Genomic DNA, 17537 nt, shown 5'->3' with positions numbered 1-17537 from the left:
TTTTTCATTCAGCGCGCGAGCGGAAGTGAGCCAGCCCGCGCTTTCAAGCTAACATCCCGGCATAGGCACCACGGGCCGGCGCCCTGCCTTCTCTATTTTAGGCTTCGTCGCCGTCGTTGCCGATGGCTTCCACCGGGCAACCTTCCAATGCTTCCATGCAAAGGCCGATTTCGTCTTCAGAGGTCGGCTGCTTGAACACATACGAGTAGCCGCCTTCGTCGTGTCGCGTGAAGAATGCGGGCGCGGTCTCACGGCAGAGATCGCAGTCGATGCATTGCTGATCGACATAAAATTTGCCCACTGTGTTCTGGGGCCACTTGTCTGCTTTATTGGCCATAAAGGCCGCGAACAAAGAGTAATCGCCCCCGCTGTCAAGCGACGGCTCTGCGCTCCCGCGAAACGGCGCCACCCAGCCCCAAAGTCCCTCCTTGGAGCGATCACGAGTCGATATCTTCGTCCGATTCAGCGACGGAGCGCCCCGCGGACTTGTGTTTGAAAAAAGCGCGCCTAACGTTCCGCGCAATGCTTTCAGATCGGTCTTACATGCGAGACTCGTACCCGCGCGAGCGGACCTCGGTGTTGGTTTGGTTGTTGAGCGCGCTGGCGGCGGTCTTCGTCCTCCAACTCGTTTGCATCCGCCTGCTTGGGATCGGCGACCCTCTCTCGGAATTTTTCGCGCTAAGCGCCCATGGTATTCGTCACGGATGGGTGTGGACGCTTCTCACTTACAGTTTCGTTCACGACTCCAATAACTTGCTGCATCTGTTGGGTAACGCCGTCGGTCTTTTCTTCTTGGGCCGCGTGCTTCTTCCGCAATTGGGTGCGCGCCGTTTTCTGGGAGTCTATTTCGGCTCCGTGCTGCTGGGTGGCATTGTTTGGCTGGCGACGAACTGGAACGGCTACGCGCCGTTGATCGGTGCCTCGGCCGGGGTCATGGGCCTGCTCGCCCTTTTCGCCTGCCTTTACCCGAATCAGCCCATCACGTTTCTGCTGTTTTTCGTGTTCCCGGTCACCATCAAGCCGAAACACCTGGTTATCTGCGTCGCGGCCTTCGAAGCCTTCGGCTTCGTCTTCTACGAATTGATGGGCGCCGCCTCGCCCGTGGCGATTGCACATTCGGCTCACCTCGGAGGGCTCGCGGCTGGTTGGCTTTACCACCGGTTTTTCCATGGCACCGAATGGCGTTGGTTTCGTCGTCGGCAGGTCGATGTCGAATTGCCGCGCTGGGCGCGCCGGCGTGACAAAACCGCCGCCAATCCAGCGCCCGTCTATCATGTCAACGTGAGCAGTCGCGACGATCTGCGGGCTGAGGTGGATCGCATCCTCGACAAGATAAACAGCCAGGGATTCGGCGCGCTCACGCCGGAAGAAAAACGCCTGCTCGACGAGGCTAAAGACCTCCTCAGCCGCCGTTAAGCCACGCGTGCCTCTCCGAACGCGGCGCGGACCTGACGTTCGCCATTTGAGCTCATTCGTGCGCTCGAAACCTTTTCCCTTGGTGAAACATTTGCCCGGCTCTCCTCTCCAATCCCCATGCGTTTAGCTCTCTTCTCGCGCACTCGCGGTATCGCCGCGGTCCTGTTTCTCGCTGCGACTGCGGCGGGATTTTCCGCCGACCGCCAATTCAAAACTTCACCGACCCTCGCCATCGAGGCCCAGACGCTCGTGAAGCTGCTGGAAGAAGCCCATTACAACCGCGATGCCGTCCACGCCTCCGACTACGTGGAAGTCGTGCCGGATTACATGAGCCAGATCGATGGCCAACGGCTGTTTTTCCTGGGCACCGATCGCGCGCTTTTCGAAAAGCGCTATGCCTCGAGCCTCTATTGGAACGTCCGTGCTTTGGGTAACATCGATCCCGCTTACGAAATTTTTTCCGTCTACGAACAACGCGTCAACGACCGCGTGAATTGGATCTTCCAGCAGCTCGACAAAGACATCGACCTCAATGACCACGCCACCTACCTCGTCGATCGCAGCAAGGCCCCCTGGCCGGCCGACGCGGCGGCCGCCGATGAACTGTGGAAGGAGCGCCTCAAGTTCGAAATCCTCGCCGAACTCCTCAACAAGAAGACGCCCGCTGAAGCCAAGAAAACGGTGCATAAACGCTACGAGCGCATGTTGAAAAATGTCGGCGAACTCGAAGGCGGCGACCTCGCCGAGATATACCTCTCAAGCATCGCCCAACTCTACGACCCACACTCCACCTACTGGTCCGCCGACACTTACGAAGACTTTGGCATTCAGATGAAGCTCCAACTCGTAGGCATCGGCGCACTCCTCGGCGTGGAAGAAGATAACTGCGTCGTGAAGGAAATCATTCCGGGCGGCCCGGCCGATCTCGGCAAGCAACTCAAACCCAACGACAAGATTATCTCCGTCGCCCAAAACGGCGGCGAACCCGTCGAAGTCATCGGCATGAAACTGCGCAAAATCGTGGACATGATCCGCGGCGCGAAAGGCTCGCGCGTTGATCTGCTCGTGCAGCCCGGCGCCGCCACCGATCCCTCCGCGCGCAAGGAAATCAAGATCGTCCGCGATGTCGTGAAACTAAATTCCGCCCGCGCGCACGCCGCGGTTTTCCAAGTGCCCGGCAAGGATGGCAAAACCATTCCGCTCGGCGTGATCACCCTGCCTTCGTTCTACGGCCCAGCGGAAACCGACGAACCTGAAGCCGAAAAAAGCAGCGCTTCGAAAGACGTCGCCCAGTTGATCGGCCAGCTCAAAAAAGCGGGCGTCGAAGGTCTCGTCCTTGATTTGCGGCGCAACGGCGGCGGTTTTCTCACCGAAGCGATCGCCGTCACCGGACTCTTCGTGCCGCATGGCCCGGTCGTGCAGGTGAAGAATCAAGTGGGCGAAATCCAGGTCGATGAAGACGAGTCCAACACCACCGCTTACGACGGTCCCCTCGCCGTGCTGACCGATCGCTTTAGCGCTTCCGCCTCTGAAATTGTCACCGGCGCCCTGCAAAATTACGGTCGCGCCATCGTCGTCGGCGACAGTTCGACCCACGGCAAAGGCAGCGTGCAAACTGTGCTCGAAATGCGCAACCTCGTGCCCCGCCTCGCCCGCTCGCCGGATAAAACCGGCGCCACGAAAATCACCGTGCAGAAATATTATCTGCCCAACGGTTCGTCGACCCAACTCAAGGGGGTCATTCCGGACATCGTCCTTCCTAGCGTGGAGGACTTTCTTCCCATCGGCGAAAAAGATCTGCCGCACGCCCTCGCGTGGGACGAAATCCCCTCGTCGCTTTTTGACGGCAAGCCCCTTGATGCGAAAATCCTCACGCCGCTGCGCGAAGCCAGTCAGCAACGCCAAAACTCCCTCGAAGAGTTCGCTTATCTCCGGCGCTACGTGGATTGGTTCAAGATGCGTCAGGAGCAGAAGCGGATCTCTCTCAACCTCGACACCCGCCAGGCGCAGAAGAAGTCCGACGATGACTTCCAAAAGCAAATGAAAGCCGAGCGCGACAAACTCGCGAAAAACGATTTCCCGTTTAAGGAATATCGTCTCGGGCCTCCGCCGCCGCCCAAGATCAAAGCACCCAAAAAGGCCGACGACGAGACTGTCGCCGACGGGGATCTCGACGCCGCGGACGACGACGACGACAACGAAAGCTACGGCAAAGCCGACATCCCGCTCCGCGAAAGTCTGCGGGTTTTGGAAGACGCTCTCGCCTTGAGTCCGAACCGCCAGCTTTGGGTCGACGACCACGCGCCGCTCACGGCGCAGACCTCAACCAAGAGCTAAAAGGAAGCGGTCGCGCCCGGTTAGATCCGCACGGGATTCGACCTGCTCGAATCCTGCCGCGCGCAGCTCCGAGACCAAGCTGGCGTGCTGCGCAATACCCGTTTCCAGCGCGATCCACCCGCCTCGCCTCAGTCGCGGACGTGCCCCATTGATGATGGCGCGCAGGTCCGCCATTCCGGCATCTGCACTGGTCAGCGCCTGCATCGGCTCGTAGTCGCGCACCTCCGGTGCCGCTTCCGCGACTTCGGCCGCAGTCAGATAGGGCGGATTCGCAACAATCAGATCGAACTCCGAGCCCGCCGGTAAATCGCGATACCAATCGGAAACCACGAAAGTCACCCGCTCCGCGAGACCGCAGGCCGCCGCGTTTTCGCTGGCCAGGGCGAGCGCTGCTTCGCTCGCATCGCTCGCCGTGACGGTCGCGGCGGGCCAAGTTTTGGCCAAAGCCAGTGCCAGCGCGCCCGTGCCCGTGCCCAGATCAAGCACACGCGGCGGTGGCGTGTCGGCGAAACGTTCACTCAAAATTTCGACCAGTCGCTCCGTTTCCGGCCGAGGGATCAACGCACGCCGGTCGACCTTCAACTTCAGGCCCGCGAACTCCGTTTCACCGATGATGTATTGCAACGGCTCACGCAGCGCCCGCCGCCGCACCAGCGGGCGCAGGCGGTCGAGTTCTCCTTCGCTCAATAGTCGCTCAAATTGCAGGTAAAGCTGCATCCGCCCCAGCCCCAGCACATGGCCGACGAGCAGCTCTGCATTCAGTCGCGCCCCTTCGACGCCTTTGGCCGCAAAAAAGTCGGTGGTCTTTTTGATGATTTCGAGGACCGAATGCATGTCATTCCTCCGGCGCGTCGGACCGACGCGCCGCGATCGGTGCGCCCGTTAGAGTCGCGAGTTTCTCTTCGAAATCCGCCTTTTGGAGCGCCGCAATCACCGCGTCGATGTCGCCTTCCATCACCTGCGGCAGATTGTAAAGCGTGAGCCCGATACGGTGATCGGTCAGGCGGTTTTGCGGAAAATTGTAAGTGCGAATGCGCTCGCTGCGATCGCCGGATCCAATCTGGCTTCGGCGCACGGCCGCATATTTCGCGTGCTCTTCCTCTTCGCGCCGTTTCAGCAGGCGCGAACGGAGCACGGTCATCGCTCGTGCTTTGTTTTTCAGTTGGGAACGCTCATCCGCGCACTGCACGATGAGGCCCGTCGGCTTGTGCAAAATCTGCACTGCCGAATCAGTCGTATTTACCCCTTGCCCGCCGGGGCCGCTCGCCCGACTCACCGTGATTTCGAGGTCCTGCGGATCGATTTGCACGTCCACTTCCTCCGCCTCAGGCAATACCGCCACCGTCACCGTCGACGTGTGAATCCGGCCGTTTGCTTCCGTGACCGGGACGCGTTGCACGCGATGCACTCCGCTTTCGAATTTCAACCACTTGTAAACGTCGGCGCCGGTGATGAGGAAAATTACCTCCTTCAATCCGCCGCGATCGCTCGCGCTGGAACTCATGGGTTGGACTTTCCAGCCCCGCCCTTCGGCAAACTTTGAGTAGAGGCGGAACAGCTCGGCCGCGAACAAGCTGGCTTCGTCGCCGCCGGTGCCGGCCCGGATTTCCATCACGGTATTCCGCGAGTCGGTGGGTTCCGGCGGGATCATGGCGTGCAGCAACTCCGCGGCGAGCGAGGCGCGTTTTGTGCGCAAGGCCTCCAGCTCGCCCGCTGCGAGCTCGCGCAAATCTGCATCCGCCGCCGCGTCGCGCATCAAAGCCTCCGCTTCTGCTATGTCGCGACCGGCGCGTTCGTGCGCGCGGTAATCGTTGACGAGCTGCACGAGCTTCTGCTGCTCCCGCGAAATCTCCGCCGCTTTGCGCGGATTGGTGTAAAACGAGGCGTCCGCCATCTGGGCGTCGAGCTCATCCAGTCGGCGGCGGAAAGGTGCGATGTCGGGCAAAGGATCCATGGAGCGGCAAGCAGGCAGAGATTTGCGAATTGCGCGGGCCGCAAGTTGCGGCTTGCCTCGCGCGATTCGCCACCGTCAGGCAACGATTGCCTCACGCAGCAAGCAAGCCATGGCTACGACGCTTTTCACTCAAAACATCATCGCGTGCATCTGGGATTTCGACAAGACCTTAATCCCCGGCTACATGCAGGCCCCGCTTTTCCGGCGCCATGACATCGACGAAGCCACGTTTTGGGCGGAGACGAACGCCTTGCTCGAGCATTATCGGAAACGCGGCTATCACCTTTCCGGCGAAATCAGCTACCTCAACCACATCCTGACTTATGTGTTGGCAGGCAAGTTTGGCCGGCTCGATAACCGCGAACTCCGGGCGTGCGGCGCTGAAATCGAATTTTATCCCGGTTTGCCCCAGTTTTTCGGCCTGGCCAAAAGCTACGTCGCCGAACGCGCCGAATTTCGTAAGCACGAAATCCAGCTCGAACATTACATCGTCAGCACCGGTCTGGCGGAAATGATTCGGGGCAGCGCCATCGCATCGCACGTTGATGGAATTTGGGGCTGCGAGTTCATCGAAAGCCCGCTTCAGCCCGGTTTTCTCCAGCAAAGCGAGATGGCGATCTCGGCCGACGCGGTCATTGCGCAGATCGGCATGGTGATCGACAACACGACCAAAACCCGGGCGCTCTTCGAAATCAACAAGGGCACCAACAAGAATCCTGCGATCGATGTGAACGCGAACGTGAAGCCCGAGGACCGCCGGATTCCATTCCAGAATATGATCTACGTGGCCGATGGCCCGAGCGACATCCCGAGCTTTTCCGTGGTCAAGAGCGGCGGCGGGCGCGCCTATGGCGTTTACAACCCCGACCGCGCGGGGGAATTCGAGCAAAACGATCGCCTGCTCCAATCCGGCCGCATTCACGGCTACGGTCCCGCCGACTATACTGCGGCCAGCAGCACGGCTCGCTGGCTCCGCCTGCACATTCACGCCATCTGCGACCGGATCGTCGCCGACCGCGAAGTCGCGGTGGCTCAGAAGACCGTCAAGCCTCCGCGGCACCTCAATGCGACGCCAGAGGAGGAAGCCGCCTTGCGAGCCTCTCGCCTGCCTAAGCAGGCCAATTTCTTGGACTGACGCCCGGAGTGCAGGCGGTTAATCGGCGGCGGGGCAATCAGCGCTCGCCAGCGCGGTGCCGTGGCGCGCACGGGGGCGGACACGGGACGCGTGGTGTGGGCGATTAACCGACAACGCGCCCATCGCTGAAGCTTGGCACAAAAAAAGCGCCCGCGTTTCCGCGGGCGCTGAAATTTGCTTTAGGTTAACGTCCGATTAGTGGGAAGGACTGGTAACGATCGACTTGGTTTGGTCGATATCCTTACCCTGTTCTTGGCTGCCAGTGCTGGGAGTGATCTGGCCGCTTTTTTGGTCCGAATTCGTAGTATCTCCCGAATTCGAGTTTTGGCCGCCGGCCGTTGCGCCCGCATCCACCGCGCCAGAAAGTGCGCTGTTCGAGCCGACTGCTTTTTGGGCGGCCTCTATGATCGCATTAGCGTCCGCCGAATTAGCCCCAACCGCCGCGACCGACGCCCCTACCGCCGCTTTGATCAGCGCTTGGCCTGTGGCATCAGAGTAGCCATTTCCCCCGCCAGTAACAGCCCCGACCACGGCTAGCACGGCCTGCTTAAGGTCTTCCGCCGAAATCGTGCCATTTGAAAGTGCCTCGGCAATAGTGACGGACGTGCCATTAAGGTCGGCCGATCCGCCACCACTCGTCACTGCGTTGCCGACCGGCAAACTCAAGGTGACGACCTTGTCGTCAGCCATATGCATGGTCACCGTCACCGTGCCGCTCAGCGTGACCGTGGTCATCTCGCCTTCGCCCGTCGTGGCGCTCTGCGCGAAGATTACCTCAAACGCTGTGCCACGTGCCGCCGCCACACCTTTCGGGGTGCGGACGCTATAGTTTGTGACGCCCGACTTGGAGGGGTCCAGCGTAGATGTAATCTTGCCGCGGGTGAGCTCCAGCAACGCCTTGCGCTTGCCGTCGTTATTGGTGCCGAGTTCACTTAAGTTGACGGAAGAGTTGGGATGAACGGCAGCGGTGGCACCGGGAAATCCACTTAGCCAAACTTCGCCGTTCGCGGTCGTGATCGTCGAGCCTTGGGGAAGCAACATGCCTTCGGTGACCTGCACCGGGGAAGACTGGCCCGGCAATTGAACCCGGGCATCGCCCGAGACCTTGACCACTTTAGCCTCAGGGGCGGCGGCGGTGGCGAGTGAGCTTGCGACGAAGCTCACGACAACAAAGGAGAGCAGCTGTTTTAGGTATCTCATGGATGAAGCGGATGAAATATGGGTCGGTTTACTACCGGAAGGGAAAACAGGTTGCAATATTGAGTGGCGACTTCCTTTGGCAATCCCTAATTTAGGACTCTCACCGCTGAAATCAGCTCTCCGCAACCGGTGTCCGGGAAGCGCTGGAGCCCGTCAATTTCAGAGCGCATAACTCGAAAACCGGCACGGGCTCCCGTTTCCCTTTCACCGGCACCGCACCGCATTCACGAAACTCGAAATGGTCGCGCACCAATTCGTAGACCGCCCCCCCTACAAGCACGCCCGTTTTGAGTTCTTTATTCAGGCTTTCAAGCCGCGACGCCAGGTTGACCGCATCGCCGATGACCGTGAACTCCATCCGCCGCGGTGAGCCGATGTTGCCGACCAGCACGACGCCGTGATTCAACCCGATCCCCATGCGCAGCGTATGTTCGCCGGCGGCGGCCCAGCGTTCATTGAGCACGTTCAATCGCTCCTGCATGGCGAGGGCTGCCTCGCACGCGCGTTGAGCGTCGGTCGCCGGCCCTTCCGACACCAAGTCGCCCCACACCGCCATGACGGCGTCACCGATGAACTTGTGGAGCGTCCCGCCGTGCGCGTGAATGCACTCCACCATCGCCGCGAGGTATTCGTTCAACTGCGCGATCAGGGTCTCTTCCTTCGTCTGCTCGCTCCAACTGGTAAAATCGCGCAAGTCCGAGAACAAAATGGTGACCGGTTTGCGTTCGCTGCTCACTTCCGCGAGCGATTTCCCGCGCAGGATTTTTTTCAGGAGCTCGGGCGAAAGATACGAGTTAAACATCTGCTTCAGCTGGTCCTTCGCCTTCTGTTCACGCAGCACCCGCCCCCCGATCACGACAAATTGCAACAAGCCGTAACCCATCATCGGTCCCACCACCGGCACCCACCAATTGCCGTAAACAAATCCCCAGATCACCACGCTTGCATAGGCCACGATGACCAGCACCCCAAAACTCAACTGCAGCCGCAAGGTCCGCGCTATTGCAGGCGTTAATCCCGCATAGCCCAGCAAAAGCAATCCGCCCCACACCACCCAGCCCGGCGGCCGGCGAATGAAGTCTCGGTTCAAGATGTTATCAATGACGTTCGCGTGCACCAACACGAGCGGCGTGTAAGAACTCCGCTGACTCGGCCCGGCGTCGGCCTTTCCCGTCACCGTTTGCCCGACCAACAGTATTTTGCCTTCCACCTGCGGCTCGCGGCCGGGCAAGGGCTTTCCGTCCATGAGCTTTGCCTTCAATTTCAACAGCAGCTCGCGGTAGGTATAGGTCGCGTAATCAGGCGTGAGATCGTCGTGCTCGTAACGATAATTGATGAGATATTTCCCTTCGCGATCGATCGGCACGGAGCACACGCCCTTCGGCGTGGGAAACGACACCGCCTCCCCGAGCTTCACTGTCACCTGATCGAGGGTGACATGGAGATAAGCCAGCACCGTCTGCAGCGCGAACGAAGGATAGAGCCGATCACCGATCCGCACGACCAACGGAATCTGCCGAATCACCCCGTCTCCACTGCGCGGCGCATCCACAAATCCAAACCGCGCCGCCGACCGCAGTGCCGGAAACGGCAGTAACGCCGACACGTCTCCGTAGGCCGCGCTGACGTCTCCTTCCACGTGGTGAAACGCATCTGCGGGGTCCGGCAGCGTCGGTCCGCCGGCGCCCGTGCCAGGGTCAGACACCGCTCCCACGACGACTCCCGTGCCTGCCTCCCGCGCCGCGCCTGCCGTGGCCACAAGTCGCTCGTCCCCTTCTCCTTCCCGCTGCGCGTCCAGAATGACGTCCCACGCCACCACCGCCGTCCCATCCGCCGCGAGCAACCCCAGCAGCGTCGCATGATACTCTCGATCGGGCGGCCAACTGACGAGCTCCTCGGTACTGTCCTCAAAAAGGGAGATCGCTATGCGCGGATCTCCTTGGTGTTGAAAAAGCGTGCGCCACCGCACCTGGGCATCGTTTACGCGCCACGCGGCCCCTTGCAGGAGTTCCGTTTGTGCCAGAGCCCACGCCACCGCAAAACATACCAAAGGCGCCCAGGCGAAGCGGCTTAGCGCTTTGACGAATGACCTCATCTTCCGTCCTACGCTGAGCGACTCCCGGCCAACAACCAAGCGATTTTCCCACCCCGCCGCTGCCGCGCTCGCGCGCAGGCGCAGTTAACGGTTGGCCAGCGCCGACCGTCCGATTTGCGTCGCCATATTGGTAACGCGGTCCGCGTAGTGATGCGCGGCACTCGGCGCGCGCCCCGTGATCACCGCGTCCAGCCCGCTGTTCCACGCCAGCGCGATGTTGTAGGGCGACGCTTCAATGCCGGCCGCCTCCAACCCCCGCCGCAACCATTCGTAATGCTTCACCGCCACCTCGTCTGCCTGCTTGCGCTCAAGGGCCCAGCGAAACGGCTTGGTTGTATGCAGCCGCCACGTGTTTTCTCGAAATTGATACGGACCCAGCTCCCCGAAACGTCCCGGCCGCGTGCTGTTCGATGGATTTTCCACCCAATGAATCGCTTCCAGCACTTCCCAGCGCGTCCCCGCCTGCGCCCCGGGACACGCCCAAGCCAGCACCCCGGCGGCCGCAATACAGGCCAGCACATATTTGCGGACAATCGCACTCACGGTGCGGCCTGACCCGCCGAAGTGGTCCAAGTTCGGGCCAACCCGCGAAATTTCGCCCTTTCCCGGGAAAACCCTTCGTGCGCGCCTGCTGGCGGATCTTCTATATCGACAGGTTTTGCCTGCTCCGCGCCAGCCTCGCCGCGTCGCTTACTGCGATCGGCCCAGCGGCTCCGGCGGCACTTTCTCGTTGGGCGACTGGTCAACGCCCGCCCACTGTCCCTGCGGCCGCGCCCATTCCACGGCGTTTGCGATCACGCGCCGGACGTTCGGGTCGAAATAAGTCGGATACGTTTCGTGGCCGGGCCGGAAATAAAACACTTTGCCGTTGCCGCGATGCCAGCAGCATCCGCTGCGAAACACCTCTCCACCCTCGAACCACGAGATGAACACTTGCTCATCGGGCGCAGGGATTGCGAACGGTTCGCCATACATCTCTTCGTGCGGCAGTTCGAAATAACGATCGAGCCCGCGCGCAATCGGATGCCCCGGATTGCACACCCAGAGCCGCTCGCGCTCTCCGGCCTCCCGCCAGCGCAGCGAACACGTCGTGCCCATCAATCGCCGGAAAATTTTCGCGTAATGCGCCGAATGCAAAACGATCAATCCCATCCCTTCGAGCACGCGCTGTTGCACCCGATCCACGATCTTTTCGTCCACTTGATCGTGCGCCATGTGCCCCCACCACGTCAGCACATCCGTCTTGGCCAACCTCTCCGCCGTCAGCCCGTGGTCCGGTTCCTGCAACGTCGCCGTGCTCACCTCCGCCGACGGCAACAAGTCCCGCACGCCCGCGGCAATCGCGGCATGCATACCCTGCGGATAAATCGCCGCCACGGCGGCATTCTTGTGCTCATGGGTATTCTCCCCCCAGACAACGACGCGTAAAGGTTTCATAGGAAGTATTGCAGATGCGCATCCTCTCCCGCAGATACAAGAACGCAAATGAGTGACGGCGCGCCTTTCCCCGAGAACCGCCTGCAAGCGATGGCCGTGGGCGAACGCCCGCAAGAGCGTCTCGAACGCCTCGGCCCCGGCGCCCTCAGCGATGCCGAACTGCTCGCCATGCTTCTGCGCAGCGGCACCCAAGGCCAGGACGTGATGACCCTTGCCACGCGTCTGCTCACCGACGCCGGCTCGCTCGGCGCGCTCACCCGCTGGAACGATAGCGATTTTCGTCGGGCCAAAGGCATCGGCCCCGTCAAAGCCGCGCAACTGCGCACCGTCTTCGAAGTCGCCACGCGCGTCCTTCGCCAGGCGACCGAAACCATGCCGGTCATCAACACCGCCGGACTCGCCGCCGATTACCTGCGCCCGCTCGCACAAGCACTCTTGGTCGAAAAATTCTGGGTGCTGTGCCTCAACCGCAAAAATCGGCTCATCAAATGCGCCGAAGTCACCTCCGGCACCGCGACCAGTGCGCTCGCGCATCCCCGCGAAGTGTTTCGCGAAGCCCTGCGCGCCTCCGCCACCGCCATCATTGCCGCGCACAATCACCCGAGCGGCGACCCCTCGCCCAGCGCCGCCGACGTGCAGGTCACCCGCCAGTTGCGCGAGGCCGCCCGCACCGTCGACATCGCCTTGCTCGATCACGTCATCGTCGGTTCCCTCGCGGCCGACCCGACGGCGCGCGGATATTACAGTTTCCGCGAGGCCGGCGTTCTTTAACGAACGCATCGGGTCGCGCAGCCCTGCCAGCTAAAGCAGCGGCGCGAGCAGGCGGCTCAGATCTTCGAGCACGCTGCCCACAAAACTCCGTCGTGCGCGTTCACCCTTGGGCGGGTGGCATTTGTCGAACAGCTCCGTCGCCCACGCCTTCATCGCCTGCACATCGGACGCCGTGTGCACCAACACCCCGATCTCGAAATTGACGAACAGACTGCGCAGATCGAAATTCGGCGAACCGAACAACCCGATCTGGTCATCCACGATCATCGCCTTGCTATGCATCATGCCCGGGCCAAACAACCGCACGCGTCCCCCGGCCCGCTGGAGTTCCCGCACATAATAGCGCCGCGCGAAATCCGTGATCGGATGATTCGAACGCGCCGGCAGAATCAACGTCACATCCCGCCCGGTCCGCGCCTTGACGATCAACGAACGCAACAACACTTCATCCGGGATAAAATACGGCGTTACGATCCACACGCTCTTTTCCGCCTCTTGGATCATGGCCAGAATGCCCTCGTAAAGCGGATCACCTCGCACGTCGGGACCGCTCGCCACCACCTGGAGTTCGCTCGTGCCGCGGGGAGCGGTGGCCTCGGCCGGCATCTCCGCGTGCAACCGCTCAGGCGTCTCCTTCGTCGCGAAACACCAGTCCGCCACAAACACCTCGTGCAGCACCGTGGCCGCCGGTCCGTCGATGACCGCTCCGAAATCCCGCCAGCGCTTCCGATACGGCGCCGGCCCTATGTATTCGCGGGCCATGTTGTGCCCTCCGACGATCGCCGTATGATAATCGAAGACCGCGATTTTCCGGTGATTGCGCAAATTGGCCGTGCCGCGAAGCGTGAAGGGCAACACCGGCATGAACCATCCCACCTCGCCTCCCGCCTGCTTTAGCGGCGCGAGAAAGTCGCGACTGAGAAACATGCAGCCCACGGTATCGAGCAACAGCCGCACTTTCACCCCTTCCTTCGCCTTCGCCGCGAGCAACCGCACAATGCGCCGCCCGGTATCGTCGCGCCCGAGAATGAATGCGATGATGTGGATGCATTGTTTCGCGGCGCGGATATTCTCCTCCAGCGCCGCGTATGCGTCCTCCCCGGTCGTCAACAACCGGATCGTGTTGCCCACCACCGGCGCCTCCGCCCCGCTCGCCATCACCGTTTGCGCAATCGGGAAATTCTCATGCGGCGAGGGCAATCGCTCCTTCACGAGCAGTTTCGCCTGCAACCGCCCTTTTCGCGCCATCAACGTGCGCAGCTTCCGGCCGCCCAACAGCAGGTAAAGCGGCACGCCCACGTAGGGCACGAGCACGATCACCAACAACCATGCCACAGTGTTACTCGGTTGCCGCTTCTCGCTCATCAACCGTGCAATCAAAAACAACGCCAGCAGGAAGCCGCCGATCGCGATCAGGTGCGGCAGCACGGCGTTGATAAAGGGATGGTTAACCAATTCTGTCATGCCGCGAAGTGCGCGCATGAAAGCGCCGCGCGCACGAGTAGCAAGCTAGCCGGAAAAAAACCTTGAAGTCGCGCCAATCCGTCGAGAACTTCCGCGCTCCTCATTTGGTAGGATACTCAAGTGGCCAACGAGGGCAGACTGTAAATCTGCTGGCTTACGCCTTCCCTGGTTCGAATCCAGGTCCTACCACCATTTTTCAGCGCGCCCGTCGCGGCTGTAAATTCCGGCGGGCTTTTGGAAGAATTCCAGAAGGTTTAGGAATCCGCTCCGTCCAAGAGGTGCATGGCGTGTGCGTTGCAACCTCTTGGAAGGCCCTCTGCATGCCTGCTGCCTACGTGTTATTCTCGTACATGTCCCACGCGCTGTCTGACGGGATCATGCCCGTCTTTTCCGCCCACGCGGTTATGCCTTTTAGTTGCGCGGCGAGGAAGGGTCCCGTGTAGGGCGAAGTTTCGCCGTTATAGGAATACCAAATCGCTGCACCGGCGGTCGCGCAACTCAACGTGACGGTGCTCGACACTGCCGATGTCGCGTATTTCGCGGGGCTAAAGCTGAAAGTCGGCGTGGCTACGCTCGTCGGCGATGTCTCCGCGACGATCCGCATCGCCCCGCTCCAGGTGCCGCCTGCGCCGATCTTTTGCCTCATGTAGATATCGCCGTCCACGAACGGCTCATGCCAGCTCGTCGCGCCGTCGACCGAGTATTCGACGAAAATGCTGTCGCCCGCCGCGCCCGCCGCGCCATCGGCGCCGGTCAAACGCACGGGCGTCGACCAGACGCCGACCAGCGCCCCGCCCGCGGCCTTGAAGCCTTTGCTCATCCACAGAGGATCGCTGCCGGCGGGCGGCGCATCGAGCCAGCCGGCGGGCACGTCCCCCGTCGGCGTGGCAGGTGTCGTCGCGCTGCGCTGGAAACGGTAGTCGACATATCCGCCAGCCGCATCGTTGGCGGCGACCGCCAAATCCCCCGTCTCTTCATCCGTGTAACCGCCTCGCGCGTCGTAGGCGCGCACGGCAATGCGCCACGTCCCCGCAGTGGGAAATACCACCTTCGTCGCGAACGCGTAAGCCGCGGTGTCATCCGGTCCGAAGTCTCCCGCCTGCAGCGTCAGCGTATCTACGATCACGCCGCTGCTTAGCCGCACGGCATTGATCGAGAAACTCACCAGATCGCCGTTGAGATCGGTGATGTCGCCTGTGACGTCGTAGGGCAATGCGGTCTTGAGGCCGCTGGCCAGCGCGTCGATCACCACGACCGGCAGTTCGTCGGCGCGGTCGCGGAAGTGGTAGGACAGCGGATCGACGTCTGCCAGGTCGACGCCGGCGCCGCTAGTAAAGGGCTGCAGTTTGAAATATCGGTCGGTATCCTCGATGAAGCGGCGATGCGTAAAGCGGCTGAGTTCGTCGCGATAAACGAGCCACACTTCCGCGCCTGATGCAGCCGCGGCAGCCAGCGATCCTTGGCGGGCACGCAGGCAAGTGACGTCCCAATCGTCTCCATCGATCGCCATGCTGCCGGCCGACATCACCTCGTTGCCCACGACGACCAGGAGCCGATCATCGGCCTGGTCTTCGGCGCTCACCGACGCCAGTCGATCGCGGTCGAGATTATCGGCGTCGAGCGTCATCTGCACGACGGTTTCGGCCGTGTCCTCCGCGACGGCCGAACGCAATACGCCGCGCACGGCCCAGCCAGACTGGGTGCCGAGCAGATCGTAACTCGCGCCATCGGGTGAGTGCCAGAGCGAGAGGCTGATCACTGTCTTTGCGGTCAGTGCGAACTCGGGATGCTGCGACGGCGGGCGTTTGGCCAGCAGCGCGATGTAAAGGCCGGCCGGAGTGAGCGCGAGGGCGCTCGTAAGCTCTAGCACACGCGCGTCGGCCACGGGGGTCGGCACGGCGGCGAGAAGTGATGGTTGAGGCCCGGCCGGCGCGCGATACGGCAGCGGCCGCACTCCGCGTTCGCCGATGTAGGTGACTGTCGTTGGTCCGCGGTAAGTCTCCGCAAGCTTCGTGATGCGTGAGACCTGGTCGAGTTGGTAGGGCAGCCAGTCGAGGAGGAAATTATCGCCGGCATTCAGTCCGCCGATCTTCGGCCGGCGGACGTCGAAACTGCCCTTGCTGTCACCTTCGGCCCCCGTGCGCGCCGCCTCAGCGGCGAACTGGCCCGCCTGCGTGCGGTCGATGATGGCCGTGCCGTCGACTGACACCGGTTGCGTGCGCTTGCGCGCGCGGGCGTTGGCGCGGGCTGTTTCGGCCACGATGTCCTCGCGCAGTTTCTGCGCGCCGTCGCGGAATTTGAGCGTGATGGAGTTGACCGTCTTCGCGAAGGCTGGCGCGCCGATGGTTGGGGTGCCCACGATATCGTGGTGCGATATCTCCGTGAGCCCGCCCGGCACGGTGCCGTCGTGGGGGAACATCCCCGGCACGATCTTGCCCGCTTCGAGTCGCGCCCACCCATCGAAGTAGCGGAAAAAATCCTTCACGACTTCCCGCACCGCGCGATCGCGCGTGAGTGAAGGCGCATGGCACCCGGCGCGCGCGATCACCGCCGCGCTCAGCGCTTCCCACTGCGCGGCGGTGAAGCGCGCCGCATCGAGCCCGGCGCCGAAGAGCGTGCTCGTCAGCAGCTCCAGCGCACCAGCCACGAGGCTCTCGCCTTGGGCGCTGTTTTGCGCGGGAAAATTGCCCAAGGCCGGACGCGGCACGCGCCGCAGTTTCACGCGCGTGCTCGGCACGCTGTTGTTGCGTTGGAAGTCGTAACGCTTGATGACGCCGTAACTCTGGTAGCGATACGCCGGATGCGCCAACGCCGGCGAGGCGGCGCCGAGCGGCCCGAGGAGGATGTCGTCGATCGGCTGATCGGCCCGCCCCCAGTAGTGATAATAGGTGCCGCCGCTGAACGGGATCTTCGCGCGCCAGTAGTCCGGGTGCGCCGGGTCATCCGGCCGGGTGACCGTGCCGCTCCACACGGTCCTGCGCGCGCTCTCGATCTCGAGGACCGCGTCGGTGAGGCCGATGCAGGCGAGCCCCGCCACATCGCCGAAAATGTCGTGGCCGGTCACTGTCTCGCTCTTGCCGGTTTTTGTCCGGATGTCCTTGTATTCTACGTTCAGCGGCGCTGTCACCAGCCACGTAAGCGGGCACCAATCCTCGCCGATGAACCAGCGCGCCGGCGTGGCCTTCTGATTCGAGCTGGTATCATCGGGCTCGATGCCGGCCACGGTGGGTGCCGGGCTCGGCGTGCCGCCGCCCATGCTCATGACGCGACCTCCATCAGGCGTAACGCATACACGATGCGGCCGCGCAACTTTGGGTCGTCGAGTGGAGTGCGAATCACGCCGGTGGGATCGACCGCGTGGATCGCGTCGCCCCATGGCGTGACGCTCGCCAGGTGGTGATCGACGCGCCCGCAATTTACGCCGAGGAGATCCCCGGTCATGAGTCGGCCCGCGGGCGAGACCATGACCAGCCGACCCGCCAGCTCTGGCGCCGTGAGGAGCCAGAGCAGCAACTGCGGACGCGTGGTGTGTTTCGCGTGGTCCAGTGTGTAAGCCGGCAACGGGACGCGTGCGATCGCGCCGGCGCCGGCGAAGATTTCCATTTGGAGCCGCACGCAGTCCACGCCATGCCCCTTGCTCGCGTTGTGCGCGAAAAATGGCGTGCCCTCCCAGCTCTGCATCTCGCGCCAAAGGGCGGCGCGACGTTCGTCAGTGTGCACCCAAGGTC

Annotated in this window: 14 protein-coding genes and 1 tRNA gene; 5 read left to right on the top strand and 10 right to left on the bottom strand. The window is 62.1% G+C overall.

The window, feature by feature from the left end; genetic code table 11:
• Positions 1–97: 97 nt before the first annotated feature.
• Positions 98–337, bottom strand: a complete 240-nt coding sequence (locus tag K0B96_RS06755) for a ferredoxin (protein WP_220165302.1) — start codon at positions 335–337, stop codon at positions 98–100.
• A gap of 206 nt (positions 338–543) precedes the next feature.
• Between K0B96_RS06755 and K0B96_RS06750 the strand changes: the two genes are divergently transcribed.
• Both K0B96_RS06750 and K0B96_RS06745 read left to right on the top strand, forming a co-directional pair.
• Positions 544–1416: a rhomboid family intramembrane serine protease gene (locus K0B96_RS06750; protein WP_255558872.1), complete on the top strand. Its 873-nt coding sequence runs from the start codon at positions 544–546 to the stop codon at positions 1414–1416.
• Positions 1417–1533: 117 nt separating this feature from the next.
• Positions 1534–3753, top strand: coding sequence for a carboxy terminal-processing peptidase (locus K0B96_RS06745; RefSeq protein ID WP_220165298.1), 2220 nt, complete (start codon positions 1534–1536; stop codon positions 3751–3753).
• Here K0B96_RS06745 and prmC read toward each other — a convergent pair.
• Both prmC and prfA read right to left on the bottom strand, forming a co-directional pair.
• Complete coding sequence (prmC, locus tag K0B96_RS06740; protein ID WP_220165296.1) at positions 3739–4587, bottom strand: peptide chain release factor N(5)-glutamine methyltransferase; 849 nt, start codon at positions 4585–4587, stop codon at positions 3739–3741. The genes K0B96_RS06745 and prmC overlap by 15 nt on opposite strands.
• 1 nt (position 4588) lies before the next feature.
• Positions 4589–5707: a peptide chain release factor 1 gene (gene prfA, locus K0B96_RS06735; RefSeq protein WP_220165294.1), complete on the bottom strand. Its 1119-nt coding sequence runs from the start codon at positions 5705–5707 to the stop codon at positions 4589–4591.
• 109 nt (positions 5708–5816) lie between these two features.
• Between prfA and K0B96_RS06730 the strand changes: the two genes are divergently transcribed.
• Complete coding sequence (locus K0B96_RS06730) at positions 5817–6842, top strand: haloacid dehalogenase-like hydrolase (RefSeq protein ID WP_220165292.1); 1026 nt, start codon at positions 5817–5819, stop codon at positions 6840–6842.
• 195 nt (positions 6843–7037) lie between these two features.
• Here the strand turns inward: K0B96_RS06730 and K0B96_RS06725 are convergent, their stop codons facing one another.
• The 4 genes from K0B96_RS06725 to K0B96_RS06710 all read right to left on the bottom strand — a co-directional run bounded on the left by K0B96_RS06725 (position 7038) and on the right by K0B96_RS06710 (position 11574).
• Positions 7038–8042, bottom strand: coding sequence for a FecR family protein (locus K0B96_RS06725; protein WP_220165290.1), 1005 nt, complete (start codon positions 8040–8042; stop codon positions 7038–7040).
• Between the two features lie 112 nt (positions 8043–8154).
• Positions 8155–10077, bottom strand: coding sequence for an adenylate/guanylate cyclase domain-containing protein (locus K0B96_RS06720; protein WP_220165288.1), 1923 nt, complete (start codon positions 10075–10077; stop codon positions 8155–8157).
• A gap of 144 nt (positions 10078–10221) precedes the next feature.
• Complete coding sequence (locus K0B96_RS06715; protein ID WP_220165286.1) at positions 10222–10680, bottom strand: hypothetical protein; 459 nt, start codon at positions 10678–10680, stop codon at positions 10222–10224.
• 147 nt (positions 10681–10827) lie between these two features.
• Positions 10828–11574 (bottom strand): ThuA domain-containing protein, encoded by a 747-nt coding sequence (locus K0B96_RS06710; protein ID WP_220165284.1) that lies wholly within the window; start codon positions 11572–11574, stop codon positions 10828–10830.
• Positions 11575–11622: 48 nt separating this feature from the next.
• On the opposite strand from K0B96_RS06710, the gene radC reads away from it, so the two are divergent.
• The gene (gene radC, locus K0B96_RS06705) at positions 11623–12345 is read left to right on the top strand and encodes a RadC family protein (RefSeq protein WP_220165282.1); all 723 of its coding nucleotides are present in this window, start codon (positions 11623–11625) and stop codon (positions 12343–12345) included.
• Between the two features lie 30 nt (positions 12346–12375).
• Here radC and cls read toward each other — a convergent pair whose 3' ends face one another.
• Positions 12376–13809 (bottom strand): cardiolipin synthase, encoded by a 1434-nt coding sequence (gene cls, locus K0B96_RS06700; protein ID WP_220165280.1) that lies wholly within the window; start codon positions 13807–13809, stop codon positions 12376–12378.
• Positions 13810–13915: 106 nt separating this feature from the next.
• Here cls and K0B96_RS06695 point away from each other — a divergent pair.
• A tRNA-Tyr gene (locus K0B96_RS06695) sits at positions 13916–14001 on the top strand.
• 139 nt (positions 14002–14140) lie between these two features.
• Here K0B96_RS06695 and K0B96_RS06690 read toward each other — a convergent pair.
• Together K0B96_RS06690 and K0B96_RS06685 are read right to left on the bottom strand one after the other, a co-directional pair.
• On the bottom strand, positions 14141–17071 hold the full coding sequence (locus K0B96_RS06690; RefSeq protein ID WP_220165279.1) for a chitobiase/beta-hexosaminidase C-terminal domain-containing protein: 2931 nt from the start codon (positions 17069–17071) through the stop codon (positions 14141–14143).
• Positions 17068–17529, bottom strand: coding sequence for a hypothetical protein (locus K0B96_RS06685; protein ID WP_220165277.1), 462 nt, complete (start codon positions 17527–17529; stop codon positions 17068–17070). Before K0B96_RS06685 ends, K0B96_RS06690 begins: the two co-directional genes overlap by 4 nt.
• Positions 17530–17537: the final 8 nt, after the last annotated feature.

The organism is Horticoccus luteus (assembly GCF_019464535.1).
Taxonomy (GTDB): Bacteria; Verrucomicrobiota; Verrucomicrobiia; order Opitutales; family Opitutaceae; genus Horticoccus; species Horticoccus luteus.
The sequence above is the reverse complement of the archived record's forward strand: the minus strand, read 5'-3'. Positions and strand labels throughout refer to the sequence as shown.

Coding starts and splice junctions, on each gene's coding strand:
- prfA (WP_220165294.1), bottom strand. CDS start 5,707: ATGGATCCTTTGCCCGACATCGCACCTTTCCGCCGCCGACTGGATGAG.
- radC (WP_220165282.1), top strand. CDS start 11,623: ATGAGTGACGGCGCGCCTTTCCCCGAGAACCGCCTGCAAGCGATGGCC.
- K0B96_RS06745 (WP_220165298.1), top strand. CDS start 1,534: ATGCGTTTAGCTCTCTTCTCGCGCACTCGCGGTATCGCCGCGGTCCTG.
- K0B96_RS06730 (WP_220165292.1), top strand. CDS start 5,817: ATGGCTACGACGCTTTTCACTCAAAACATCATCGCGTGCATCTGGGAT.
- K0B96_RS06750 (WP_255558872.1), top strand. CDS start 544: ATGCGAGACTCGTACCCGCGCGAGCGGACCTCGGTGTTGGTTTGGTTG.
- K0B96_RS06725 (WP_220165290.1), bottom strand. CDS start 8,042: ATGAGATACCTAAAACAGCTGCTCTCCTTTGTTGTCGTGAGCTTCGTC.
- K0B96_RS06710 (WP_220165284.1), bottom strand. CDS start 11,574: ATGAAACCTTTACGCGTCGTTGTCTGGGGGGAGAATACCCATGAGCAC.
- prmC (WP_220165296.1), bottom strand. CDS start 4,587: ATGCATTCGGTCCTCGAAATCATCAAAAAGACCACCGACTTTTTTGCG.
- K0B96_RS06755 (WP_220165302.1), bottom strand. CDS start 337: ATGGCCAATAAAGCAGACAAGTGGCCCCAGAACACAGTGGGCAAATTT.
- cls (WP_220165280.1), bottom strand. CDS start 13,809: ATGACAGAATTGGTTAACCATCCCTTTATCAACGCCGTGCTGCCGCAC.
- K0B96_RS06690 (WP_220165279.1), bottom strand. CDS start 17,071: ATGAGCATGGGCGGCGGCACGCCGAGCCCGGCACCCACCGTGGCCGGC.